Raw genomic sequence first — 24,039 nt, forward strand, 5'->3', positions numbered from 1 at the left:
TCTCAGCTACCGAAGCTCTCTGGAAAGAATGTGTTCATCCTACTTTTCCTTTTCAACGCTTTTACGTATAACAAGTATTGTACGACTTAATCACAGAAAAATCAAACTTTTACCCAAAAAGAAAAGGAAATCCCATCCTCCCGCCGAATACCTATACGTTCACAAAAGGAGTGATACGATTGAATCAAAAACAACTAAGCGCGCGGAATGAAAAAAGCTGGAATGCAGCTGCTTATGAAGCTTGGACGAATCGCCACGGGGCGCCAGCAGATTATGCAAAAAAGCTTATGGAAGATCCCAGGCGCGAGGTAGATCACTATTTACCTTACATACAATCTCCAAAAGGAAAACGTATTATTAATTTACTCGGGTCAAAAGGAAATAAAGCTGTTGCTCTCGCTCTTTTAGGAGCTGACATAACGGTTGTTGATATTTCAACAAGTAATGCAAAATATGCAAATGAACTTGCGGACGCAGCAGGTGTCTCTATTCAGTATGTCGTTTCTGATGTATTACATGTACAGCTATCAGAGTCATTCGATATTGTATTGCTGGAACTTGGTGTACTCCATTACTTTCTCGATTTAAAACCGCTTTTTCAAAAAATTGCTACCTTGCTTAAGCAAGATGGAATGCTTATCCTTCGTGACTATCATCCTGTTTACACAAAATTATTAGGGGTCGACCATCCATCATTTCAGGCCAATGGAAATTATTTTGATGAAGAATTGATTGAAGATGATGTTGCTTATAGCATCCTTCTTACAGAAGCACAGAAAGAATCGCTACCTAAAACAACTATCCGTCGCTGGACGCTAGGAGAAATCATTACAACGCTCGCGGAAGCACATTTTAAAATTGAAAAACTAGTTGAAGAACACGGGTCACATCAAAGATGGGTCTTCCCTCCTACTGCACCGGAAGGAATGGAAGAACGTGTGCCAGGTCTATATACATTAATTGCAACAGCATGCAAAAAAGGATCCCTTCACGGATAGGATCCTTTTTGCATGCTCACGCATATAAGTTGAGGTTGGAGATTACCATAATTCTGTAGAATAGGACACAAGATATTTCAACATTTCGTCTCTGACTTACGTCGTCAAAAAGGGGTATGACCAACATAACGAAGAGTAATGTTATTAGTTGATACTGATAATCGTTATCAACTAATTAGAAGTATACATGATGTTTTTTCAAATTACAATAGCATTTCTAATTTTTATTTATGAATTTTTTGATAGACAAATGTATACATTTTAAGAACATTTACTCATACTGATTTGCTATCTTCCATTATCTGCTATAATTTTCATTGAACAGATTAATAACTTCATAATAATGTTTTTATTAACTCTGTATTAACATTTATAAATCATAATAAATAGTTTTTAAAAGGTAGGGGTAACGATGAAATATGTTAGCATTCGAAAAAAACTACTCTTCACACTCTTAAGTATTTGTTCCTTATTTAGCATTGCTCTTATTGTTATTCTTTCATTCGCTATGAATCAAGCAAATGAAGTCGAAACCTTAAAAAATGATGTATCAAAAAGAGCAACCATTTTAAAAGAACGTGGCGATTGGTTCCAAGCACAAGTTGCGGGCTTACAAGAATATTTACTGTCACATGATCAAAAAGGATTGGATAAATTCAACCGAGAAGGAAAAAAACTAGCCGATACGCGTGAAAAAGTAACTAGTGATAAAAAACTTTCGGAAGGAATGAAAGAAGCCATTTTAATGGGCGGAAAATGGCGAAGCGTCATAGATAATGAAGTCCTCCCTCTCGCTCGCGAAGGAAAATGGGACGAAGCATCCAAAATCGCTTTAGCTCAAACTGATTATGTAAACGACCTTTTAGGTAGATTTACGAAATATGCAAATGAAGAAAATGATAAACGTGACGCATTAATTGCTGACGTAGAATCTTCTTCATCTCTTATTCAATATATTATTTTCTTCTCACTTATTACATGTACAGTAACATCTATTTTATTAGCATGGTGGTTCTCTGGTAAACTCGTTAAACCGATACGACAAATTGATGAGAAATTAAAAGAATTAGCTTCTCAAGATGGCGATTTAACTGCTAGATTACACGTAACGAGTAAAGATGAAATTGGTGATATCGCCAATTCCTTTAATCAAATGCTCGCTAACTTACAACGTATAATAAAACAAGTGCAACAAACATCAACAAGTGTAAAAGAAGCGTCTGAAAATGTGTTTATCGAAACAACTGCTTCTATGGAAAACACTGCAAAAACTGAAGAAACTATGAATGCTCTCGAACACAATATTCGTTCCCAAGTTTCCAGCATCGAAGAAAGTTCAACTGCAATGGACGATATGGCAACGAGTGTTCAGCGTATTGCAGAATCCGCCTCTTCTGTTGCTAGCCTAGCTGTTACAACTTCAGAAAAAGCTGATAGTGGTAATAAAGTCATTGAGAAATCTATTACACAAATGCATACCATTAATGAAGCTGTTAACGCTACATCACAAGTAGTAGAGCGACTCATTACACATACAAATCATATTGATACTGCACTTCAATCCATTTCTAATATCGCGGAACAAACGAATTTACTCGCTTTAAATGCTTCTATTGAAGCAGCCCGTGCTGGTGAACATGGAAAAGGCTTCGCTGTCGTTGCTGATGAAGTACGAAAACTTGCTGAACAATCTCAGCTAGCAGCAACTGATATTAACCATTTACTTCATCAAATTCAAGCAGATACAAAAATAGCATCTGAAATGATGACGCAAGGTCAGTCAGAAGCTTCTGAAGGCATTACAGTCATTCGTACTGCTGGATCTTCATTCTCAGAAATTGTTAACCACATTAACAAAGTTTCTACACAAATGCAAGAAATGTCTGCAACTGCTGAAGAAATGGCCGCAAGTTCTGAAGAAATGAATGCAGCTTTAAATAACATCGCTTCTATTTCAAATGAGGTTGCCGCCGAAACATCACAAACAGCAACTTCAGCTGGTGACCAAGTAAACAAAATGAGTGTCGTTGCTAAAAAAGCATCTGAAATGAAAACGACCGTACAAGAACTTGAAGTTCTCGTTTCTCATTTCAAAACAAACGTTTAAAGCAAAACTTTCATTTATACTTCTATGAGCTCCAAATTATTTAAAAGAGGGATTTACAGTCTCTCTTTTTTCACTTTAAAATATTTCTTTCTATCTCTCATTACGTCTGCTATAATTCCTAAAGGAAAGAAGAAAGCTTTGTTCCAAATGGAGTAAAGCTTTCTTTCGGTTTTTTACATTAATTAATTCTAATACTAAGATTTCACAAAGGAGGCTTTTATCATATGAATTTTATTAGCATTCGAAAAAAACTAATGTTCATGATGGGAACGATTTGCGCTTTATTTGGCATCGCCTTAGCTTTTATTTTATTTTTTGCTATTGATCAATCTCGTCAAGCTGAAGCATTACAAAAAGAGATTTCCCCCCTTGCAACACAATTAAAAGAGCGCGGAGATGCTTATCAAGTACAGCTCTCTGCTTTAAGAGGTTATTTATTACAACATGATCAAGTTGAATTTGATAAGTTTAATTCGATGAGTAAAGAGCTTGAGAATACAAAAGATAAGCTTCTTTCTAATCCAAATGTTTCTGAGTCTATGAAAAATACAATGGAATCAGGATCCACTTGGAGAAAATTTATTGAAGAAAAAGTTTTCCCTCTCGCAAAAGAACAAAAGTGGGAAGAGGCCCTGCAAGTAGCTTATGCAGAAAATGGTACTGTTTATAAAGTAATTGGTGACTTCACAAATTATAGTAATGAACAAGCTAAGTTACGTGATCAATCTATCGAAAAAATTGATCAATCTTCACTACAAATTGAATATGTTGTGTTCTTATCACTTGTTATTTGTATTATCGTAGCTATCACTCTTGCATGGTGGTTCTCTGGTAAACTTGTAAAACCAATTCAACAAATTGATAGCAAGCTAAAAGAATTATCATCTCAAGAAGGTGATTTAACAGCCCGCTTACAAGTAAGTAGTAATGATGAAATTGGTACGATTGCAACATCATTTAATAAAATGTTAGAAAATCTACAACATATTATTAATCGTGTTCAAAAAACATCTGTGGAAGTACAAAGCGCTTCTGAAAATATGCTAGAAAAGACGAATATATCACGCGAAGCAACAATAAAAGTTCGAAGCTCGATGTCCAACTTAAATGAAAGTATTCAATCGCAAGCCTCTAGCATGGAAGAAAGCTCGACTGCAATGGACGATATGGCAGTAAGTGTTCAGCGCATTGCTGAATCTGCTTCATCTGTAACTGAACTTGCTGTAGCTACATCTGAACAAGCTAACGACGGAAGTTCGGTTATTCAAAAATCTGTTTCACAAATGACAACGATACACGACGCGGTAAATGCTACGTCAGAAGTGGTCGAACGTCTAATCACTCACACGAAATATATTGATACAGCTGTACAATCTATTTCTAATATCGCAGAGCAAACAAACTTACTTGCTTTAAATGCATCTATCGAAGCAGCTCGTGCTGGCGAACAAGGAAAAGGCTTCGCTGTCGTAGCTGACGAAGTTCGAAAACTTGCTGAACAATCTAAAACAGCTGCAACAGATATTAACCAATTACTACATCAAATTCAACAAGACACTGAAACTGCGAGCTCTATGATGTCACAAGGTCGTTCTGAGGCATTTGAAGGCATTCATGTCATTCGTGAAGCTGGCAATTCTTTCACAACGATTGTGGAACAAGTAAATAAAGTATCTACTCAAATGCAAGACATCTCAGCAACTGCTGAAGAAATGGCAGCAAGCGCTGAAGAAATGAACGCTTCACTGAATAACATCGCTTCTATTTCGACTGAAGTATCTAGTGAAACAGCTGCAACAGCACAATCTGCTGAGCAAAAAGTCATTACGATGAATGAGATGACACAAACTGCTAAACAAATGAAACAAACAGTTGAAGAATTAGATCAACTCGTATCTCATTTTAAAACTGAATAGACATTCCAAAAATATTCCTCTTCCAAGAGGGATATTTTTTTTGAGCTCATTTCCTGCACTTTATACATATATCCGTTATAATGAGAATCGATATCATTAATATGTAGGGGGTGCTACACATGTCACAACAAGCATTTGAAGAAAAGTTATATGCGAACTTAGAAGCTGTTATTGACCCTGAACTCGGTGTTGATATTATTAATCTTGGATTAGTTTATGACGTTACAGCAGATGAAAATAATAATGCTATCATTACGATGACGATGACTTCTATCGGTTGTCCAATGGCTGGGCAAATTGTATCAGATGTAAAAAAAGTATTATCAACGAACGTACCTGAAATCAATGAAATAGAAGTAAATGTCGTTTGGAATCCACCATGGTCTAAAGAACGCATGTCACGAATGGCGAAAATTGCATTAGGTATTCGCGACTAACTAAGTGGAACTTTAATCAGTCTCGAATAGCAAGATAAAGAAAAGACCTGACATTCTAGTCAGGTCTTTTTCTCTTATTATTTTACGCCTACTGCATCGTAAGCTTTCGTTACAGCTTGTACAGCTTTAGAGTTTTTACCATATAAATCTTCAGCTGACTGAAGAGCAGCTTGACGCATCATCTTAAAGTCAGAGTTTGCAGTTAAATATTTCGTAAGAGCACGGTAATAAATTTTTTCTGTCGCTTCACGGCCTACTCCAGTTACTTTCACGCCGTAATGCTCTCCACCATCAGATACTAAATATGCTGCTTTATTGTTGATACTACTGTTAATATGAACGCCACCATTATCAGCTGTTCCAGTGTAGCGCTTATTGTAATGATCTGGGTAACCTTCACCTGGTTTTAATGGATTTGGAATAGACGCTGGATCTTTCAGAGAACGAAGTGCATCACCAGGTTTTCCAGGTGTATAAATGTCAGCACCTAAATCCCAGCTCTTTTTCTCAACCATGACACCCATAATATCAGATAACGATTCATTTAACGCACCTGACTCATTTTTATAAACAAGATTTGCTGTATGTTCCGTTACAGCATGCGTTAATTCGTGACCGATAACATCTAATCCAGCAGATAATGGAATGAATGTTTTTCCATCGCCATCACCATACATCATTTGCACACCATTCCAAGCTGCGTTATTCCAAGCTGTACCTACGTGAACAGTAGAAATAAGCTTCGCGCCTTTATCATCGAAAGAATTACGATTAAATGTCTTTTTGTAGTAATCATATACTTTTCCTGCATTTACATGCGCATCAACTGCAGCTTTATCTTCGAAGAACTTAGATTTACTTTCAACTTCTTCTCCTGTATATCCAAGCCATTGTGAGAATAAATTAAACCAGTTCTCGTCCATATTTTCTGCATCAAATGTATGGATACCTTGTCCTCGTTTACCATCAAACAAGTTGAATTGTCCTGTTTTCGTATCTTGCGCAATTTCAAATGATTGTCTACCGCCTAATACTCCGTAACCAAATCCTGTAATGTTATCTACAGCATTATATTTCTCAATCACATTTCCATTTGTCGCATCAACAAAATAATGCCAATAACCTGGAGTTGGTTTTGAAATCGATGCTTTAACTAAATATGCAAGATAGTAGTTTCCATCTTTTTCATACACAAATAAATCTTTTTTCACACCGTCATAATTCTTTACTTTACCAACTTCTTTTTCAATATCTGCCTTTGCAATTGTTTCTGCTTGTTCAGCACTAATCTTTGCAAAAGCAGGAATGTTTTTATCATCTAAATTCGGAATAACTTGTCCGAAGAATGCTTTTACATTATTCTCTTTATCAAGTGTAACAGTTTGATCAGAACCGTACACAGGAATGTTATTATGTTTCTCAACTAGCTTCACATGTGTCGTATCAGATTCAGCGTCTTTTTCTTCCCCAACGATATTAAAATGCTTTTCAATATTTCCTGCTAATTTAAACATATCTTTCTTACTCTCTAAGTATTGAAAGACCGTCTCTTTTTTATCTAGTCCTTCCGGCGCTTTCCACTCTTCACCTATGTATGCAGGTGTTTTAAATTCTTGATGATATTGAATTTTTTGTTCTTCCGCTTTCGTTGTCGTTGCCCCAAACGCTCCAAATCCCCCGGCGATAACAGTTAACGCTAATGCTGATGAAATGACTTGCTTTTTCACTATAACATTCCCCATTCCCATAAAGATTTTTGACACTTTTATACAATTCTTATTTTTTCAACCGATACCTTCTCCAAAAATTTGAGAAAGTTTTTTCTGACAATTCCACTCAAAAAAAGAGGACATCTACTCGATGTCCTCTTTTCTATAAACGTTTTATTACTTTTTCAATTCAATTGCTAAATAGTGTGATTGCTCTTTCGCTTCAATATGAATATCTTCTTCAATCGCTTCTGCCGCATCACGCATAACAAGTGTCTCACCATTTATTACACTACTTCCTTCAATTTGTACAAGGTATAATTGACGACCTTCTTTCACAGGAAAATGAATTTCTTTTCCAGCTTCTAACGATAAAGAATATAAATTCGCATCTTGGTGAATTTGAATTGGTGCCTCTCCTTCTAATGGAGATACCATATGGAACCACTCGTTTTCACGCTTGCTCCAATCAAATGTAAACTCACCATAGTTTGGCTTATAATCTGCACGGTCTGGTAAAATCCAAATTTGTAATAAACGCAATGTCTCATTTCCTAAATTATGCTCACTATGAAATACACCTGTGCCAGCACTCATATATTGAACATGCCCTCGCTCAATTGTTCCGCGGTTCCCCATGCTATCTTCATGTGTTAAAGCACCATCTACAACGTACGAAATAATTTCCATATCGCGGTGGGGATGCATATCAAAACCAGTTTGCGGTGCTACTAGATCATCGTTAATTACACGCAATGCTCCAAAGTTCATGTTATCTGGGTTATAGTAATTTGCAAAAGAAAAATGAAAATGTGTATTTAGCCAACCGTGATTTGCTCTTCCCATATTTTTATGATCAACTTTTCTAAACATGTCGTTCACCTCATATTATCTCGAATTCAAGATTTATTTTAAAATTTTTCTCACTGTAACTTTTTTAGTAATTGTAATAATTGATGTTGTTCTTCTACATTTAAATTTTGAAACTGCTCCGCTTGGAATGTTTCTTGAGGCGGGACGATTTCTTCATATAAGGCTCTTCCCTTTTCTGTTAACGAAATATATTTTGTAGTACCTTCTTGTTCACGACGAATCCACTCGAGCTGCTCCATTTTATTTAAAAGCTGCGTGATATTTCCCTTCGTAACAAATAGCTTCTTTCCAAGCTCTTGTTGCGTTAAACGATCATGCCCTCCAACTTGAGCTAGTACATCAAACTGAGCGGCAGATACTTTCCATTCTTTCAAATGCTGATTCGTCTCACGAATACTTTTATTATAAAAACGTGATAAACGAAACCACAGTAGTAAACCTAGTCTATCTTCTGTTTTCATTTCATCACCTCGCTCGTTTCATACCATTAGTTTAGAACTAAACTTTATATAAGTCAATTACTTATTTTTAGTAAGAAACAAAGAAAGCACAGCGCCATTTCTCCACTATGCTTTACATTAACTTTCTATTTTTATATTCATCTAACTTCCTCTCCGCGAACTTTCTCGCATCTTTCTCAATCCATCTATCTTCGTACAATTCACTTCCAATATACAACACTTCGCTCTTATGCTGCATCGCATGACGAAATTCATGCAGTAGTGTTTTAAGCACTTGCTCATACTCTTCCCACATACAAACAAAAATTAATTGTTTTTCTTTATGATAAAAACCACCTACTGGGAATAAGAATTCCTCTTCTTCTTCTCCTAATGATAAAAGCACATGATTCGCATCACACGTATCACAAAAAATAACCGGCGTTTTACATACTTCAATCAGTGAGAACAAATCGTCTCTAAGCCTTTTGACATCCCAAGGAAGCTCCGAATCCAACACATACCAATTCTCCACCTGTTGATATACATTTTGAAACTGGAGTTCCATTTCTCTTTATTCCCCTTTCCAAGCACTCTTTTTCTATATGTATGCCACAATATGGTAAATATTAAACGTATTCTTTCCTCCTTGAAAAAATGCCAATAAAAAAGGAATCTATGTCGACATAGATTCCTTTTCCATAATCACTTTTTTTTCATCATTTTTTTTAATACAAAGTAACCAATTGCACAAACAATAGCAACAAGTGCAAAGTATTTCACATATGGTCCAGCTACTTTATTGATACTTTCCCACTCTGTTCCTAATTTAAACCCTAAATATACAAATACAATTGACCATGGGATAACAGCTAATGTAGTTAGCGTAATAAATTTAGCATGTGACATTTTTGCAATTCCCGCTGGTATCGAAATAGCATGACGCACAACAGGAATAAAACGCGCTGTAAAAATAACGCCAGTTCCGTAGCGATTAAACCACGCTTCAGCATAATCAATATGTTTTTTCTGAATCAAAATATATTTTCCATATCGCTCAAGAACAGGTCTTCCCCCGTATCGGCCAATCCAATAAATAAATAGTTGTGCGATTACACCACCAATTGTACCAAACGCGACAGCACCCCAAAATGTAATGCTTCCTGTTGATACTAAATAACCTGCATAAGATAATACGATTTCACTTGGGATAACCTCTAGCATTAATCCAAGCATAATTCCCCAATAACCAAGTCCTTCTAGAAAAACTAAAACGGAATGAATCAACTCTCCTAACATCATGTACCTCTCTTTACTGTTTTCATTGCAAAAATAAAAGTACAAGCAGGAAATATCTTGTACTTTTATTTTTTTAATTTAGTTAGTCTTCGTATCCCACTTAAAGACTTTATTTAAAAATTTATATACATTCTTTGACTCTTTTGTCAGAAGTGGACCTAAGATAGATAGTATAAGCACGTATAGTGCTGAGAATGGTTTCAAGACTGACATTAAACCACCAGCGATACCGATATTGGCCATAATGATGGAGAATTCTCCTCTTGAAACGATTGTTAACCCAATATTTGTTGACGCTTTATGAGATAATCCAGCTTGTCTTCCTGCAATCATCCCTGCTACAAAGTTTCCGATGATTGTAAGAAGGACAGCTCCTAACGTTAACCATATCGCCCCGCCTAATGAAAACGGATCAATACTTAATCCGAAACTAAAGAAGAAAATAGCTCCGAAAAAGTCCCTAAATGGAACAACGAGATGTTCAATTCTATCACTATGTTCTGTCTCAGAGAAAACTAATCCTAAAAGAAGTGCTCCAATAGCTTCTGCAACATGAATTGTTTCCGAGAAACCTGCAATAAAGAATAACGAAGCAAATACTACAATAATGAAAATTTCATCTGAACTAATATTGAGCAATTTATTTAATAACGGCGTAGCTTTTCTAGCGACAATAAAGAATAGAAGCATATATCCTAAAGCAATTCCAATTGAAGTAAGGGCACCTAAGAAGGAAGCATGATCCCCTAGAACTAAACCAGAAACAACTGATAAATATACAGCAAGGAATATATCTTCAAACATAATAATTCCTAAAATTAATTCGGTTTCATTATTACCAGTTCTTCTTAAATCCACTAACACTTTAGCAACGATAGCACTAGAAGAAATCGTAATAATACCCGCAATAATTAAGATTTCTAGTAAAGGGAATCCCATTATAAATCCGTATAATAACCCAAGTGAAAAGTTAATTAAAATATAGATCGTTCCGCCAATTGCAATAGAACGTCCAGATTTAATTAGTTTTTTCATCGAAAATTCTAGTCCTAGATAGAACAGAAGGAATAGAACCCCAATCCGTCCAAGGAAGGAAATGACACTTGCACTTTCAATAAACTTGAAATCGATCACACCTATTGTCGGCGCGTGTGGACCTACTAACATCCCAAGAACAATTAAAAACGGAATGACTGAGAATTTAAACTTTCCAGCAATTACTGCCGCAATTGCAACTAATACTAACGCTGTACCAACTTCAAAAATTAACGTATCCATCTAGTCAGTCCCCCTATTCGAAAGTAACTCATTAATAATTTTTTTAATTTCTTCTCTCTCACCAGAAACTACGAGCATATCGCCTTCTTCAATTACCGTTTCTGGCCCTGGATTAAATAGCTTTTTCATATTCTTTTTCATAACAGCTATTATCGTTACGCTATATGTCTTTCTTATTTCCAGATTACCAATTGTTTTTCCAATTGCTGGAGCTGCATTCTCCACTTTGAACCACTCAATCGCTAAACCTTCAAAGACCATCTCAACATTTTCTAATGCTCTAGGCTTATATACCATTCCGCCTAATATTGCTGCAATTTGTCTTGCCTCTGAGTCACGTAATGAAATACTTGAGATGCTTTCTTCATGGTCTGAATCAAAATGATACATTTCTCTACGCCCGTCATCATGAATCACAATCACCATTTTTTCATTACCTTTCGTAACGATTTGAAACTTATAACCAATACCCGGAAGTTCACTTTCTCTAATATTCATATTTAGCTCCTCCAAACCAATTTGTATTTGAATTTTCTGTTTTTCTGTCTTTTATTCATCCAATCCACTTTAGAAACTCTAACCATTCAGGATACCTATGACTTGGAAATCTTTTATTGTAATAATAAGTGGATCCTAAAAAGATACTTAAAGATGTAACGATAAAAAATATATTACTTCTCATTTTCAAACTCTTAAGGCTTACTTTCCATAAAGTTTCTTCTTTCAAATTATCCCCTCTTTCTCGCTTTACATTTAGTTTTTTAAAATGGAAATAATTCTAAAAATAATACTATGTAACATAATCATAACATAAAATAACTTTAAGTAACATAATTTTTTAGAAAAATTGATTCTCGTATATTTTTTGCATATAATTTTCTTATTACGGAAAAAAGGAAGTGTATTATATGGTTGATATCTTTAGCAGATTCCTTGAGGTAACGAATAATATTTTATGGTCATATATTCTTATTGCAATGCTAATCGGCTTCGGTCTTTATTTCTCTTTTAAATTAAAATTTGTCCAAATTACTCATTTCGGTGACATGGTCGGTTTAATTAGTAAAGGATTTAATCGAAAAGAGAAAAAGAAAGATAGCATCTCCCCGTTCCAAGCATTTTGCTTAAGTGCAGCAGCACGTATCGGTATCGGAAATTTAGCTGGTGTAGCATTAGCTATTTCAATGGGTGGACCTGGCGCAGTATTTTGGATGTGGTTTATCGCCATCCTCGGAGCAGCTACTAGTTTCGTAGAATGTACGCTCGCGCAAATTTATAAAGTAAAAGATGGAAGCAGATTCCGTGGTGGACCTGCATATTACATGGAAAAAGGATTAAACAAACGCTGGATGGGCGTTTGGTTCTCACTTCTTATTACAGTTGCATACGGATTAATTTTCAATTCTGTACAAGCAAACACGGTAACTATAGCATTTGAAAATGCTTTTGGACTAGAGCGAACGATCGTAGGAGCTCTATTAGCTTTATTAGTTGCAGTTATTATTTTTGGTGGTATTAAGAGCATTTCACGTATTACAGAAATGATTGTTCCTCCAATGGCAATCATTTATATTGGTGTGGCTATTTTTGTCGTGATTAACAACTTTACTATGTTACCAAGCATTTTTATGGAAATATTTAATGGTGCATTCGGCTTAGACCAAGCCATCGCTGGTGGTATTGGAGCAGCAATTAAGTTCGGAATTCAGCGCGGTTTATTCGCGACAGAAGCCGGTATGGGTAGCTCTCCTAACGCAGCCGCAACATCAGATGTATCTCACCCTGTAAAACAAGGACTTGTTCAAGCATTAGGTGTTTTCGTAGATACATTCTTAGTATGTACATCAACAGCATTTATCGTATTATGTTCTGGACTTTACAAAGGAACAAATTTACAAGGTATTGAACTAACTCAACAAGCATTAAGTTCACAAATCGGACCGTGGGCAAGCACTTTCTTAGCGATTATTATTTTCCTATTCGCTTTCAGTTCTTTACTAGGAAATTACTATTATGGTGAAACAAACATCGCATTCATTAAAGAAAGCAAAACATGGTTAATGATTTATCGCGTGGCAGTTGTCGGAATGGTATTCTTCGGATCAATCGCTGCCCTTCAAACAGTTTGGAGCTTAGCTGATTTATTCATGGGGCTAATGGTATTCACAAACTTAATTGCCATCTCATTCCTAAGCAAGTTCGCCTATGCAGCATTAGTAGACTATATGAAGCAAAAGAAACAAGGAAAAGATCCTGTTTTCCTTGCAAGTTCTATCCCTGGCTTACAGAATACAGAGTGCTGGGATGGACAGGATGTAGAAGAAAAACAGAAGGCTGTGTAACAAATAAAAGCAGAAGCGGCTCGTTCAGAACAGGAGCTATATATCAAACAAAATCCCTATTACTTCAACGTAATAGGGATTTTTATTTACCACAGTTCATAAATTGTTCAAATTAATTCCAGCAAAAGGGTTGATTTATACGAATTACTAGATTATAATAATTATAAATTAGTAATTGATATCACATAACAACTCAAAAGGAGATTGATCATAATGAACAAACAAGTAATCGAAGTACTAAACAAACAAGTAGCAGACTGGAGCGTTTTATTCACAAAACTACACAACTTCCATTGGTATGTAAAAGGACCTCAATTCTTCACATTACACGAGAAATTCGAAGAACTTTACACAGAATCAGCTACTCACATCGATGAAATTGCAGAACGTATTTTAGCAATTGGCGGCAAACCAGTAGCAACAATGAAAGAATACTTAGAAATATCTTCTATTCAAGAAGCAGCATACGGAGAAACTGCAGAAGGGATGGTCGAAGCAATCATGAAAGACTACGAAATGATGCTAGTCGAACTGAAAAAAGGCATGGAAATCGCTCAAAACTCTGACGACGAAATGACATCTGACCTACTATTAGGCATCTACACAGAACTAGAAAAACACGCTTGGATGCTACGTGCGTTCTTGAATCAATAATAATTAAAAGCGGAAGCGGCTCGTTCAGAGTCGCTTTTTTCTATAGATTGGTCGCGCATGCTGGTACATGAAATTTATATCAGCGATTTTTCCAATATATCGGCGATTCCCTCCAATATATCAGCGATTTTTCAATTATATCGACTTATCGACAAATCACGACAATATTAACAAACACCTCTCCCCTACTTTTATCAATATATTACAATCTCATCTATGTTAAAATATAGGAAACACCCTTTAGCATCATAGATTCAAAAGGCTTTTCCAAATTCATCATTTACTACTTAAATGACGGGAGTGGTTCAGTTGAAAGACTACTTAATTAGAGCATTTTTTGCGTTAATAACAGTTGGGATTCTCTTACTTATAGCTAATATTTTCAATATACGTGTCGAGGTTAAGGACTATGCTTTCCTCGTTGTCATAGCAATTGGTGGCGGCTGGGGTGGCTGGTACTTGTATAAAAAACAAAGTAATCAAAATGATAAAGGCATTCCAAAGTAATACGGAATGCCTCTTTTTATTGCCTTCTGTAATAAATAATGAAATTCAGGCCACTAATACAACCAATCGCAATAAACATACAAAACGATTGTGGATCTCCACCTAGATTATACTCATCAACGATGAATCCCGACATAAACAACGTTATCGCGGAAACACCGATACACAATACCGAGATAAACCAAAGCGAAAATTCATTAATCAACTCTTTCTTCTGTCTCAAAACAATTAGCATAACAAGAATAGACGCTGCTAAAATACTTTTAAAAACCGGACGTAAATATACGAACTCCTCCATCTATTTCTCCTTTCCCAAAAACATTACATCTAAAAATTAACATATTTAACTAAATTAAAAACACATGCCATCTTAAATTAAAACGACATGTGTTTCCGTATTTGCTATGATAGTTGCTTCCACTTCGTTCCCAAAACAGGACGCTCATAATTTTGGATTGCATGAATTAGTTTATCTGCCGTCTCAGCTGAAACGATTAACTCTTTATTTGATGGATTCATAAATCCTTCTTCTGCTGCACGTTCAACCATTTGCAGAATTGGTCCGTAGAAGCCTTTTATGTTCAATAAACCAACTGGCTTATTATGTATACCAATTTGTGACCAACATACTACTTCAAATAGCTCTTCAAACGTTCCATACCCGCCTGGAAGCGCAATAAAAGCATCGGCAAGCTCTGCCATTTTCGCTTTACGCTCATGCATTGTCTCTACTTCAATTAATTCTGTTAATCCTGTATGTACAATTTCCCCTCGGAATAGACCGCGCGGCATAACACCTGTTACACGCCCACCTAAACGAAGAACTTCATTTGCTACTTCTCCCATTAATCCAACGCAAGAACCACCGTATACAAGCTCATAGTCGTTCTCAACAAACATTTTCCCTAACGCTATTGCCTGCTCTTTAAATTCTGGTCTCTCCCCTAAGTTGGAACCTGCAAACACACAAATCTTTCTCATCCTTACACCCCGAAACTATATATTGTTATGATACAATTGTCATTGTACAACATATTGAAGGGATGAGGAAGAAATGGATATCGTTGCATTTCAAAGATGGGTTGAGGAATTTTACGAAAAACGAAGCTGGTCACAGTATAATGCCTTTATTCGCTTAAATTTCTTAACCGAGGAAGTTGGGGAAGTTTCACGAGTCGTTCGCGCTATTGAAATCGGCCGCGATCGCCCTGATGAAGATGCGAAAACAGAAAAAGAGCTAAAACAAGAACTAAAAGAAGAACTTGGTGATGTACTATCTAATCTTATTATTCTTTCACAAAAATATGATTTAGATTTGCAAGACATTATGGACGCACACGTCACAAAGCTTTCGAAAAGGTTTGAAACATCCAAATGAGAATATTATCAATTGTGATATAATATTCTTGTCACAATACTAAGGGGGATTTTATGTTATCTAAAAAATTGCACGATGCACTAAACGATCAAATGAACTTTGAGTTTTACTCTGCCCACGCTTATATGGCAATGGCTGCTTACTGTACAGCCGAAAGCTATGATGGATTCGCTAACTTTTTCCTTGTACAAGCTGAAGAAGAACGTTTCCACGCAATGAAGCTTTACAACTATATTAATGACCGCGGTGAGCGCGCTATTATTACTGGATTTGATAACCCGAATAACGAGTATGAATCTGTATTAAACGCTTTTGAAGTGGCACTTGAGCACGAGCGTGAAGTAACGAAGCGTATTTACAACTTATCTGATATCGCTTGGGATGAGCGTGAACACGCAACAATTACATTCTTAAAATGGTTCGTCGATGAGCAAGTAGAAGAAGAAGCCTCATTCGATAGCATCATCCAAAAATTAAAACGTATTACAAGCGATTCAAACGCATTATTTATGTTAGATGCTGAATTAGAGAAACGTACATTTACGCCTCCAGCTGAGTAGTATTTCAATCACCTTAATGAATGGATTAAGGTGATTTTTTTATTTCTTCTCTCAGCTGAATAACCCTCACCACATCTTTCTTATAAAACCTAGAAACCTTTTCAACAAAATCACTATGAGTAAAAGTCCCATCGCCTTCTTCTACTATGCTCAAATATCCATGTATCAATTTCAAAAACGCTCTAGCATCTTCTCCAGTTAATTGATCAATGTTATCTATAATCTCGTCAAACTCCTTTAAAATATCCTGTTCTTCCAACCTAATTCCCCCTCTCTGTATTATTTATCATACCAAAACAAAAAAGTCGTTCATCCCTCTAAGCGAGAGATAAACGACTTCTTTACTATTTATTAAAGCATAACCCCAACGATAACCGCTGATAATATACTTACTAACGTTGCACCGTATACAAGTTTTAATCCGAATGATGATACAACGTTTGCTTGTTTGCCATCGATACTCTTCGTTGCACCTGCGATAATTCCGATTGATGAGAAATTCGCAAATGATACAAGGAAGATGGATAAAATACCTACTGTACGAGCTGATAAATCACCAGCTACTTTACCAAGGTCAAGCATTGCAACGAATTCGTTCGTTACTAATTTCGTTGCCATAATTTGTCCTGCTGTTAGCATCTCTGATGTTGGGATACCCATTACGAATGCTAATGGTGAGAAAATGTATCCTAAAATGCTTTGGAATGTGATTCCGAAAATTGAATCGAACACACCATTAATTGCTGTAATTAATGCTACGAAACCAATTAACATCGCCGCTACTGTTACAGCGATAGAGAAACCAAGCATAATATATTCGCCTAACATTTCAAAGAATGTTTGCTTTTTATCTTCTTGTAATTCTAAAATGTCGTCTTCTTCTTTCACGTCATATGGATTAATAATATGAACGATAATGAATCCACTAAATAAGTTTAATACAAGTGCCGTTACTACATATTTTGGATCAATCATTTTCATATAAGAACCGACAATTGACATCGATACTGTTGACATAGAAGATGCACAAAGTGTGTATAAACGATTTTTCGGTAATTTGCTTAATTGATCTTTTACTGTAATGAATACTTCCCCTTGACCAACAATCGCAGCTGCTACTGCATTATATGATTCTAGTTTTCCTAAACCGTTCACTTTACTTAATAGGAAACCGACTGCACGAATGATAATCGGTAAAATTTTAATATGTTGTAAGATCCCAATTAATACTGCTAAGAAAATGATTGGTAATAATACCGTTAAGAAGAATGGTGCTTGTCCATCATTTGCTAGACCACCAAATACGAAATTAACCCCTGCTTCCGCAAATTTTAAAATAGCGCCAAACCCATCTGCAATCCCTTTTACTAATACAAATCCGACCTTTGTATTTAGTAAGAAATATGCAAGTACCAATTGAACGACAAGCATAAGTGCAATTGGTTTATATTTAATTTTCTTACGATCTGAACTGATAAGGAAACCTAGTACAAATACTACAAGTAAACCGACTAGAAACATTACTATTTTCATATGTGAATCCTCCACTTCTCCCACGAGTTATTGGTCGTATAACGTATAACGAATGACGTCTGACCATTGATGTTAAAAAAATTTAAAACCCCTAAATACTATTCAACTGTTATCTAAAATCAGTAAGCGTTTACATAAATTGCAATTTATTAAAGGTAGCCTCTTCTCTCCTACCATACTTGAAAGTCTGAAATTGATACCACCTACAAATCAAATTGTAAGCGTTATCTAACTGAAAAGCAATATAAATTTAAAAGATTTTTATATGTTAATATATTCCTAATTAATTGGTTTTTCTATGCATATTTACCATAAAAAATAGCCCTAGCTATGAGCTAGGACCATCTTTTTTATAACATAACACCAACGATAATCGCTGATAGAATACTTACTAATGTCGCACCGTACACAAGGCGTAAACCGAATGATGATACAACATTTGATTGATTTTCATCGATACCTTTCGTTGCACCTGCAATAATTCCGATAGATGAGAAGTTCGCAAATGATACAAGGAATACAGAAAGAATACCTACTGTACGAGCTGATAAATCACCAGCTACTTTTCCAAGATCAAGCATCGCAACAAACTCGTTTGATACTAATTTTGTTGCCATAATTTGTCCCGCTGTTACCATCTCTGCTTGCGGGATACCCATTACAAATGCTAATGGTGAGAAAATATATCCTAAAATAGCTTGGAATGTAATACCAAACATGGAATCAAACAAGCTATTGATTGCTGTAATTAATGCTACGAAACCAAGTAACATCGCTGCTACCGTAATCGCGATTGTGAAACCAAGCATAATATATTCGCTTAGCATTTCAAAGAATGATTGTTTTTTCTTATTTTCTAATTTCAGTGTATCTTCTTCTTCTGTAATATCGTACGGGTTAATAATATGAATGATAATGAAACCACTAAATAAATTTAATACAAGTGCTGTTACTACATATTTTGGTTCGATCATTTTCATATAAGAACCGACGATTGACATCGATACTGTCGACATGGAAGATGCACATAATGTATATAAACGATGTTTTGGGATTTTACTTAATTGATCTTTTACTGTAATAAATACTTCCGCTTGCCCAACAATAGCAGCCGCTACTGCGTTATATGATTCTAGTTTTCCTAGACCATTAACTTTACTTAACAAAGTACCAATAGCACGAATAAATATCGGTAAAATTTTAAAGTGCTGCAGAATTCCAATTAAAACGGCAAAGAATACGATTGGTAATAACGCTGTTAAGAAGAATGAAACCTCTCCTTTATTAACAAGGCCACCAAATACGAAAACGATTCCAGCTTCTGCATATCCAAGAAGCGCGCCAAATCCATCTGAAATTCCTTTTACTAAAATATAACCAATTTGCGTATTTAATAAGAAATAAGATAATGCTAGCTGAATAATAAGCATAATTGCGATTGGTTTATACTTAATCTTCTTTCGATCGGAGCTTATAAGAAAACCGAGTACAAATACAACGAGTAATCCTACAAGAAACATAACAAACTTCATTAATAAAATCCTCCATTTAACTCTTCATTAACGTTGAACGTCTGACCACTCAAAACAAGAAATAATCCGAACTTTCCATTTCTCCTCCAAAATCTTCAATCGGATAAGAAAAATCATAAAACCTCTTGTTTCAAAGGCATTTTCCATTCTAACATAAATCACAACTCATATCCGCACTTTTCTTTAAAAAATTACATTTTATTATAAAACACTCATTAATGTTCGTCTTTTACTACCAACAAATATCTGGATAAAACAAAAAAAATGAGCATCAAGTTTCACTTGATGCTCACCTCATTATACCGCTTTTTCTTTATCTGCTACTTGCTCTTCCCAGCACTCTATATTTTTCAGACCTGGAATTGAATTCGCATAGAAGACTGGATCTTTTCCTTGTTTCTTTTGCTTTACGTAATCTGATAACGCTGCAAAAGCATACTTAGAAAGGAATACGATTGCAACTAAGTTAATAACAGCCATAATACCCATGAATAGATCTGCTAAATCCCAAACGATTTGAATTGTTGCTACAGACCCTAACATAACCATACCAAGTACAGCAATGCGGTACGCTGTTAATAACACTTTACTTCCATTTAAGAATTCAATATTCGTTTCACCGTAGTAGTAGTTACCTACTAATGAACTAAATGCAAACAAGAAGATTGCAACTGCTACAAATATAGATGCCCACGGTCCGATATGTTGACTTAATGCTTGTTGCGTTAATTGAATACCATTTAAATCAGCTGCATTATGCACATCTGATAAAAGAATGATAAATGCTGTACAACTACAAATTAATAATGTATCTGTAAATACCCCTAAAGTTTGAATGAAACCTTGTTTAACTGGGTGCGTTACGTTTGCAGTCGCAGCTGCGTTCGGCGCACTACCCATACCTGCTTCATTTGAGAATAATCCGCGTTTTACCCCTAATAAAATCGCAGCACCTAATCCTCCACCTACTACTTCTTTAATTCCGAAAGCATGTAAGAAAATTTCTTTAAATACATACGGAATTGCCGTAATGTTTGTTACAACAACGAATAATGCTACTGCTACATAAATAATCGCCATTACTGGAACAATCATTTCAACCGCGCGTGCAATTCGCTTTACTCCCCCAAAAATAATAACTGCAAGTAAACCAGCCATTACAAGACCTACTAATCTACTATCTGTTTTGAATGCCCCATCAAAAGCAGCTGCTACAGTATTAGATTGTACAGCGTTAAAAATTAATCCGAAACTTACTGTTATTAATACAGAGAAAATAGCTCCAAGCCAGCGCTTATTTAAACCCTTTTCCATATAATACGCTGGACCACCACGGAACGTATTCCCATCTTTCACTTTATAAATTTGCGCTAATGTGCTCTCTACAAATGCAGACGCACCCCCAATTACCGCAATTAACCACATCCAAAATACTGCTCCTGGTCCACCTGCTGAAATTGCGATAGCTACACCAGCTAAGTTCCCAGTACCTACACGAGAAGCTGTACTCATACAAAAAGCCTGGAACGATGATACACCGCTCTTCTCCTTTTGTGCTTTCCTCGTTTTCGAACTCGCCCCATCCCCAAGCAATCGAATCATTTCACCGAAGTAACGAACTTGGACAAATTTCACACGGAATGAAAAGTAAAGCCCTAACCCAATTAACATCGCAATAATGATATATGACCAAAGGACATTATTTATATCCCCAATTACCTTAGCTAAAAAATCCATAATTGCATTGCCCCCTCTTCCTAACAATAAGAAAATTATATTCTAAAAACTCTTAGTAATCAAGAACTTTATGTTAGGTTTTCTGACATGAGTAAGTCAACTTATTTAACACGCATGTTTTTTTTACGTAAAATTATAACTAGTACGCGCATTTATTCAATACTAAATCACTCACCCTATGCGACCAATCATACCTTTAAGACAGTACGTTCCCTAAAAATAACATGAGAAATGAACAAACAAAAATTATATTAATCATTACCTCTCACTCTTTTCATCATTTACTACAATAAAAAAACGAGCACCGGATTCATCTCGATGCTCGCCTTTTCATTATACTGCTTTTTCTTTATCCGTTACCGCTGACTTATCCCAACACTCTGTGTTCGTTAAACCAGGAATAGAATCTGCACGGAAGACTGGATCTTTTCCTTGTTTTTTTTGCCTTACATAGTCTGCCAATGCAGCATACGCAAATCGTCCAAGAAGTGTAATCGCAATTAAGTTTGTAATTACCATTAGGCCCATAAATAAATCTGCCATATTCCATACAACTTGAAGCGTCGCAACAGAACCGAATAATACCATTCCCACTACCGCAATACGGTAAATTGTTAACCAAGTTTTACTTTGTTTAATAAATTCAATATTTGTTTCACCATAATAGTAGTTTCCTAGAAGTGAACTGAAAGCAAATAAGAAAATAATAATCGCTAAGAAGCTACTTGCCCATGGGCCAATTTGTGAACTTAATGCATTTTGCGTGAGTTCAATACCTTCTAAATTCGTTGCTTTATATGCACCAGAACATAGTACGATAAATGCTGTTGATGTACATACTAAGAATGTATCTACTAATACTCCAATTGTTTGAATAAAACCTTGTTTTGCTGGATGCGTTACATCAGCTGTTGCTGCTGCATTCGGCGCACTACCCATACCTGCTTCGTTCGCAAATAATCCGCGCTGAATACCATATTTCATCGCAGCACCTATACCGCCACCTACAGCTGAATCTAAACCGAATGCACCTTTAAAGATTTCCGTAAACACATCTGGTATTAAATAGAAGTTTTTAATGACAACAAAAATAGCTACCGCAATATAAATAAGCGCCATTGGCGGAACAATCATTTCCGACATACGTGCAATACTTTTTACACCACCAAAAATAATAACCGCAACTAATGCAGCTAATACAATACCAACAATATAACGCTCTAAACCAAATGCATTTTCAAACGCTAATGTTACTGTATTCGCTTGTACTGAGTTGAAAATTAAACCGTAACTAACTGTAATAAGGATAGAGAACCAAATTCCCATCCAACGTTTATTTAAACCTTTTTCCATATAATAAGCAGGACCACCACGGAAGCCACTGCCATCTTTTACTTTATAAATTTGGGCAAGCGTACTTTCTACAAAACTTGAAGACGCTCCGATAATCGCAATGACCCACATCCAAAATACTGCACCAGGTCCTCCCATAGAAATAGCTAACGCTACACCAGCTAAGTTCCCAATTCCAATACGAGCTGCTGAACTCATACAAAATGCTTGGAAAGATGATACACTCCCCTTTTTACGCGTCTTTCCAGTTAATCCATCACTCATTAGTCGAACCATTTCCCCTAAATGAGTAAGTTGTACAAATTTTAATTTAATAGAAAAATAAAGACCTAAACCAATTAACATTGCAATAAGAATATATGACCAAAGAATTGTATTTGTTGATGAAATAAATTGCTCTAAAATATTCATACAATTAACCCCCTCCTTTTCTCCATAAAACGAATTATATTTAAAAAACATTCAAAAATCAACATTTTTCGACAATTTGCAATTTCCAAATATTAGACAGGGTCGCCGTAACAATATCGTTATGACTACCCTTCCTCTAACTGTGCATACTAAAACAAAAAATAAATCTACAAACTACCCCATTGACAAAAACATCAACCTGTAACTATAATGATTACAACAGGTTGTAACAAACCTAATTACAATACATTCATTCACTTTCAGATATACACTTTAACAAAACACTTTGGAGGGATTTATTATGAAAATCGGAATTATCGGAGCAACTGGTAAAGCAGGAAGTCGTATTTTAAAAGAAGCATTGGATCGCGGACACGAAGTAACTGCAATTGTAAGAAACGCTGCAAAAATTACAGAAGACAATGTAAAAGTTTTAGAGAAAGATGTATTCTCTCTTACATCTAACGACCTACAAGCGTTTGACGTAGTTGTAAATGCATTTGGCGCTCCTGCAGGACAAGAACATCTTCACGTAGATGCAGGAAATGTACTAATTGAAGCTATGAAAGGTGCACCTAATACGAAATTACTTGTAGTCGGCGGCGCTGGTAGTTTATTTGTAGACGAAGAGAAAACAACACGTGTATTTGATACACCAGGATTCCCAGGCGAATACCTTGCAACTGCTCAAAACCAAGGTAAAAACTTAGAAATCTTACAACAAACAAATGATATTACTTGGACATTCATCAGCCCTTCTGCACTATTTGCATTAGGAAAACGTACTGGCTCTTATACAGCTGGTAAAGACAACCTTCTTGTTAATGCAAAAGGCGATAGCTACGTAAGTTATGAAGACTTCGCAGTTGCAGCACTTGATGAAATCGAAAATCCAAAACACGTAAACGAACGCTTCACAGTTGTTTCTGAAGCTGAATAATAAAGAAAAGCTCGTAAAACATAGTGTTTTACGAG

The 24,039-nt window shown here is 35.7% G+C and carries 24 protein-coding genes and 1 other annotated feature (1 of these 25 only partly in view); of the genes, 10 read left to right on the plus strand and 14 right to left on the minus strand.

Annotated elements, in window-relative coordinates; genetic code table 11:
* Positions 1-65: a binding site (T-box leader), on the minus strand (it extends 206 nt beyond the left edge of the window).
* A 114-nt stretch (positions 66-179) separates the two neighbouring features.
* The 4 genes from AC0NJG_RS10195 to AC0NJG_RS10210 all read left to right on the plus strand — a co-directional run bounded on the left by AC0NJG_RS10195 (position 180) and on the right by AC0NJG_RS10210 (position 5,458).
* Positions 180-998, plus strand: a complete 819-nt coding sequence (locus AC0NJG_RS10195) for a class I SAM-dependent methyltransferase (protein WP_087955034.1) — start codon at positions 180-182, stop codon at positions 996-998.
* A gap of 412 nt (positions 999-1,410) precedes the next feature.
* Positions 1,411-3,105, plus strand: a complete 1,695-nt coding sequence (locus AC0NJG_RS10200; protein WP_143881651.1) for a methyl-accepting chemotaxis protein — start codon at positions 1,411-1,413, stop codon at positions 3,103-3,105.
* A gap of 224 nt (positions 3,106-3,329) precedes the next feature.
* The gene (locus AC0NJG_RS10205) at positions 3,330-5,021 is read left to right on the plus strand and encodes a methyl-accepting chemotaxis protein (RefSeq protein ID WP_429680925.1); all 1,692 of its coding nucleotides are present in this window, start codon (positions 3,330-3,332) and stop codon (positions 5,019-5,021) included.
* A 119-nt stretch (positions 5,022-5,140) separates the two neighbouring features.
* Complete coding sequence (locus AC0NJG_RS10210; protein ID WP_429680924.1) at positions 5,141-5,458, plus strand: metal-sulfur cluster assembly factor; 318 nt, start codon at positions 5,141-5,143, stop codon at positions 5,456-5,458.
* A 77-nt stretch (positions 5,459-5,535) separates the two neighbouring features.
* On the opposite strand, the gene nprB is transcribed toward AC0NJG_RS10210, so the two are convergent.
* The 7 genes from nprB to AC0NJG_RS10245 form a co-directional block, all read right to left on the minus strand.
* Entirely contained in the window at positions 5,536-7,185 is a 1,650-nt protein-coding gene (gene nprB, locus AC0NJG_RS10215; protein ID WP_140168498.1) for a neutral protease NprB, read from the minus strand.
* 159 nt (positions 7,186-7,344) lie between these two features.
* Positions 7,345-8,040: a pirin family protein gene (locus AC0NJG_RS10220; protein WP_474063016.1), complete on the minus strand. Its 696-nt coding sequence runs from the start codon at positions 8,038-8,040 to the stop codon at positions 7,345-7,347.
* Between the two features lie 50 nt (positions 8,041-8,090).
* Positions 8,091-8,501 (minus strand): MarR family winged helix-turn-helix transcriptional regulator, encoded by a 411-nt coding sequence (locus tag AC0NJG_RS10225; RefSeq protein WP_087955039.1) that lies wholly within the window; start codon positions 8,499-8,501, stop codon positions 8,091-8,093.
* A 112-nt stretch (positions 8,502-8,613) separates the two neighbouring features.
* A complete protein-coding gene (locus tag AC0NJG_RS10230; RefSeq protein WP_087955040.1) occupies positions 8,614-9,048 on the minus strand; it encodes a DUF3920 family protein in 435 nt (144 codons plus the stop codon).
* 137 nt (positions 9,049-9,185) lie between these two features.
* Positions 9,186-9,779 (minus strand): undecaprenyl phosphate transporter UptA, encoded by a 594-nt coding sequence (uptA, locus tag AC0NJG_RS10235; RefSeq protein WP_140168499.1) that lies wholly within the window; start codon positions 9,777-9,779, stop codon positions 9,186-9,188.
* Between the two features lie 78 nt (positions 9,780-9,857).
* On the minus strand, positions 9,858-11,057 hold the full coding sequence (locus AC0NJG_RS10240; protein WP_087955042.1) for a cation:proton antiporter: 1,200 nt from the start codon (positions 11,055-11,057) through the stop codon (positions 9,858-9,860).
* A complete protein-coding gene (locus AC0NJG_RS10245) occupies positions 11,058-11,555 on the minus strand; it encodes a cation:proton antiporter regulatory subunit (RefSeq protein ID WP_087955043.1) in 498 nt (165 codons plus the stop codon).
* 410 nt (positions 11,556-11,965) lie between these two features.
* Between AC0NJG_RS10245 and AC0NJG_RS10250 the strand changes: the two genes are divergently transcribed.
* The 3 genes from AC0NJG_RS10250 (at position 11,966) to AC0NJG_RS10260 (ending at position 14,560) form a co-directional block, all read left to right on the plus strand.
* The gene (locus tag AC0NJG_RS10250) at positions 11,966-13,399 is read left to right on the plus strand and encodes an alanine/glycine:cation symporter family protein (protein WP_087955045.1); all 1,434 of its coding nucleotides are present in this window, start codon (positions 11,966-11,968) and stop codon (positions 13,397-13,399) included.
* 213 nt (positions 13,400-13,612) lie between these two features.
* Entirely contained in the window at positions 13,613-14,053 is a 441-nt protein-coding gene (locus AC0NJG_RS10255; RefSeq protein WP_001041890.1) for a Dps family protein, read from the plus strand.
* Between the two features lie 309 nt (positions 14,054-14,362).
* On the plus strand, positions 14,363-14,560 hold the full coding sequence (locus AC0NJG_RS10260) for a hypothetical protein (protein WP_087955046.1): 198 nt from the start codon (positions 14,363-14,365) through the stop codon (positions 14,558-14,560).
* Between the two features lie 16 nt (positions 14,561-14,576).
* On the opposite strand, the gene AC0NJG_RS10265 is transcribed toward AC0NJG_RS10260, so the two are convergent.
* Both AC0NJG_RS10265 and AC0NJG_RS10270 read right to left on the minus strand, forming a co-directional pair.
* A complete protein-coding gene (locus tag AC0NJG_RS10265) occupies positions 14,577-14,858 on the minus strand; it encodes a hypothetical protein (RefSeq protein ID WP_000390910.1) in 282 nt (93 codons plus the stop codon).
* Between the two features lie 104 nt (positions 14,859-14,962).
* Positions 14,963-15,541, minus strand: a complete 579-nt coding sequence (locus AC0NJG_RS10270) for an LOG family protein (RefSeq protein WP_046955625.1) — start codon at positions 15,539-15,541, stop codon at positions 14,963-14,965.
* A 73-nt stretch (positions 15,542-15,614) separates the two neighbouring features.
* Here AC0NJG_RS10270 and AC0NJG_RS10275 point away from each other — a divergent pair, with 73 nt between their 5' ends.
* Entirely contained in the window at positions 15,615-15,938 is a 324-nt protein-coding gene (locus AC0NJG_RS10275; RefSeq protein ID WP_087955047.1) for a MazG nucleotide pyrophosphohydrolase domain-containing protein, read from the plus strand.
* Between the two features lie 53 nt (positions 15,939-15,991).
* Positions 15,992-16,498, plus strand: a complete 507-nt coding sequence (locus AC0NJG_RS10280) for a ferritin (RefSeq protein ID WP_000949392.1) — start codon at positions 15,992-15,994, stop codon at positions 16,496-16,498.
* 25 nt (positions 16,499-16,523) lie between these two features.
* Here AC0NJG_RS10280 and AC0NJG_RS10285 read toward each other — a convergent pair whose 3' ends face one another.
* From AC0NJG_RS10285 to AC0NJG_RS10305, 5 genes are all read right to left on the minus strand, one after another.
* A complete protein-coding gene (locus tag AC0NJG_RS10285) occupies positions 16,524-16,757 on the minus strand; it encodes a hypothetical protein (protein ID WP_087955048.1) in 234 nt (77 codons plus the stop codon).
* A gap of 92 nt (positions 16,758-16,849) precedes the next feature.
* On the minus strand, positions 16,850-18,031 hold the full coding sequence (locus tag AC0NJG_RS10290) for a NupC/NupG family nucleoside CNT transporter (protein WP_474063017.1): 1,182 nt from the start codon (positions 18,029-18,031) through the stop codon (positions 16,850-16,852).
* Positions 18,032-18,381: 350 nt separating this feature from the next.
* On the minus strand, positions 18,382-19,563 hold the full coding sequence (locus AC0NJG_RS10295; protein WP_016718867.1) for a NupC/NupG family nucleoside CNT transporter: 1,182 nt from the start codon (positions 19,561-19,563) through the stop codon (positions 18,382-18,384).
* A gap of 297 nt (positions 19,564-19,860) precedes the next feature.
* Positions 19,861-21,300 (minus strand): alanine/glycine:cation symporter family protein, encoded by a 1,440-nt coding sequence (locus tag AC0NJG_RS10300; RefSeq protein WP_474063018.1) that lies wholly within the window; start codon positions 21,298-21,300, stop codon positions 19,861-19,863.
* 333 nt (positions 21,301-21,633) lie between these two features.
* The gene (locus AC0NJG_RS10305) at positions 21,634-23,064 is read right to left on the minus strand and encodes an alanine/glycine:cation symporter family protein (protein WP_087968627.1); all 1,431 of its coding nucleotides are present in this window, start codon (positions 23,062-23,064) and stop codon (positions 21,634-21,636) included.
* A gap of 301 nt (positions 23,065-23,365) precedes the next feature.
* Here AC0NJG_RS10305 and AC0NJG_RS10310 point away from each other — a divergent pair, with 301 nt between their 5' ends.
* Complete coding sequence (locus AC0NJG_RS10310; protein WP_087955050.1) at positions 23,366-24,004, plus strand: NAD(P)-dependent oxidoreductase; 639 nt, start codon at positions 23,366-23,368, stop codon at positions 24,002-24,004.
* Positions 24,005-24,039: the final 35 nt, after the last annotated feature.

The sequence above is a fragment of the Bacillus sp. SSR7 genome (assembly GCF_055902415.1).

Excerpts from the sequence above, each read along its gene's own strand:
- AC0NJG_RS10200 (WP_143881651.1), top strand. The coding sequence starts at position 1,411 with ATGAAATATGTTAGCATTCGAAAAAAACTACTCTTCACACTCTTAAGT.
- AC0NJG_RS10205 (WP_429680925.1), top strand. The coding sequence starts at position 3,330 with ATGAATTTTATTAGCATTCGAAAAAAACTAATGTTCATGATGGGAACG.
- AC0NJG_RS10210 (WP_429680924.1), top strand. The coding sequence starts at position 5,141 with ATGTCACAACAAGCATTTGAAGAAAAGTTATATGCGAACTTAGAAGCT.
- AC0NJG_RS10220 (WP_474063016.1), bottom strand. The coding sequence starts at position 8,040 with ATGTTTAGAAAAGTTGATCATAAAAATATGGGAAGAGCAAATCACGGT.
- AC0NJG_RS10225 (WP_087955039.1), bottom strand. The coding sequence starts at position 8,501 with ATGAAAACAGAAGATAGACTAGGTTTACTACTGTGGTTTCGTTTATCA.
- AC0NJG_RS10230 (WP_087955040.1), bottom strand. The coding sequence starts at position 9,048 with ATGGAACTCCAGTTTCAAAATGTATATCAACAGGTGGAGAATTGGTAT.
- uptA (WP_140168499.1), bottom strand. The coding sequence starts at position 9,779 with ATGTTAGGAGAGTTGATTCATTCCGTTTTAGTTTTTCTAGAAGGACTT.
- AC0NJG_RS10240 (WP_087955042.1), bottom strand. The coding sequence starts at position 11,057 with ATGGATACGTTAATTTTTGAAGTTGGTACAGCGTTAGTATTAGTTGCA.
- AC0NJG_RS10245 (WP_087955043.1), bottom strand. The coding sequence starts at position 11,555 with ATGAATATTAGAGAAAGTGAACTTCCGGGTATTGGTTATAAGTTTCAA.
- AC0NJG_RS10250 (WP_087955045.1), top strand. The coding sequence starts at position 11,966 with ATGGTTGATATCTTTAGCAGATTCCTTGAGGTAACGAATAATATTTTA.
- AC0NJG_RS10255 (WP_001041890.1), top strand. The coding sequence starts at position 13,613 with ATGAACAAACAAGTAATCGAAGTACTAAACAAACAAGTAGCAGACTGG.
- AC0NJG_RS10265 (WP_000390910.1), bottom strand. The coding sequence starts at position 14,858 with ATGGAGGAGTTCGTATATTTACGTCCGGTTTTTAAAAGTATTTTAGCA.
- AC0NJG_RS10270 (WP_046955625.1), bottom strand. The coding sequence starts at position 15,541 with ATGAGAAAGATTTGTGTGTTTGCAGGTTCCAACTTAGGGGAGAGACCA.
- AC0NJG_RS10275 (WP_087955047.1), top strand. The coding sequence starts at position 15,615 with ATGGATATCGTTGCATTTCAAAGATGGGTTGAGGAATTTTACGAAAAA.
- AC0NJG_RS10280 (WP_000949392.1), top strand. The coding sequence starts at position 15,992 with ATGTTATCTAAAAAATTGCACGATGCACTAAACGATCAAATGAACTTT.
- AC0NJG_RS10290 (WP_474063017.1), bottom strand. The coding sequence starts at position 18,031 with ATGAAAATAGTAATGTTTCTAGTCGGTTTACTTGTAGTATTTGTACTA.
- AC0NJG_RS10295 (WP_016718867.1), bottom strand. The coding sequence starts at position 19,563 with ATGAAGTTTGTTATGTTTCTTGTAGGATTACTCGTTGTATTTGTACTC.
- AC0NJG_RS10300 (WP_474063018.1), bottom strand. The coding sequence starts at position 21,300 with ATGGATTTTTTAGCTAAGGTAATTGGGGATATAAATAATGTCCTTTGG.
- AC0NJG_RS10305 (WP_087968627.1), bottom strand. The coding sequence starts at position 23,064 with ATGAATATTTTAGAGCAATTTATTTCATCAACAAATACAATTCTTTGG.
- AC0NJG_RS10310 (WP_087955050.1), top strand. The coding sequence starts at position 23,366 with ATGAAAATCGGAATTATCGGAGCAACTGGTAAAGCAGGAAGTCGTATT.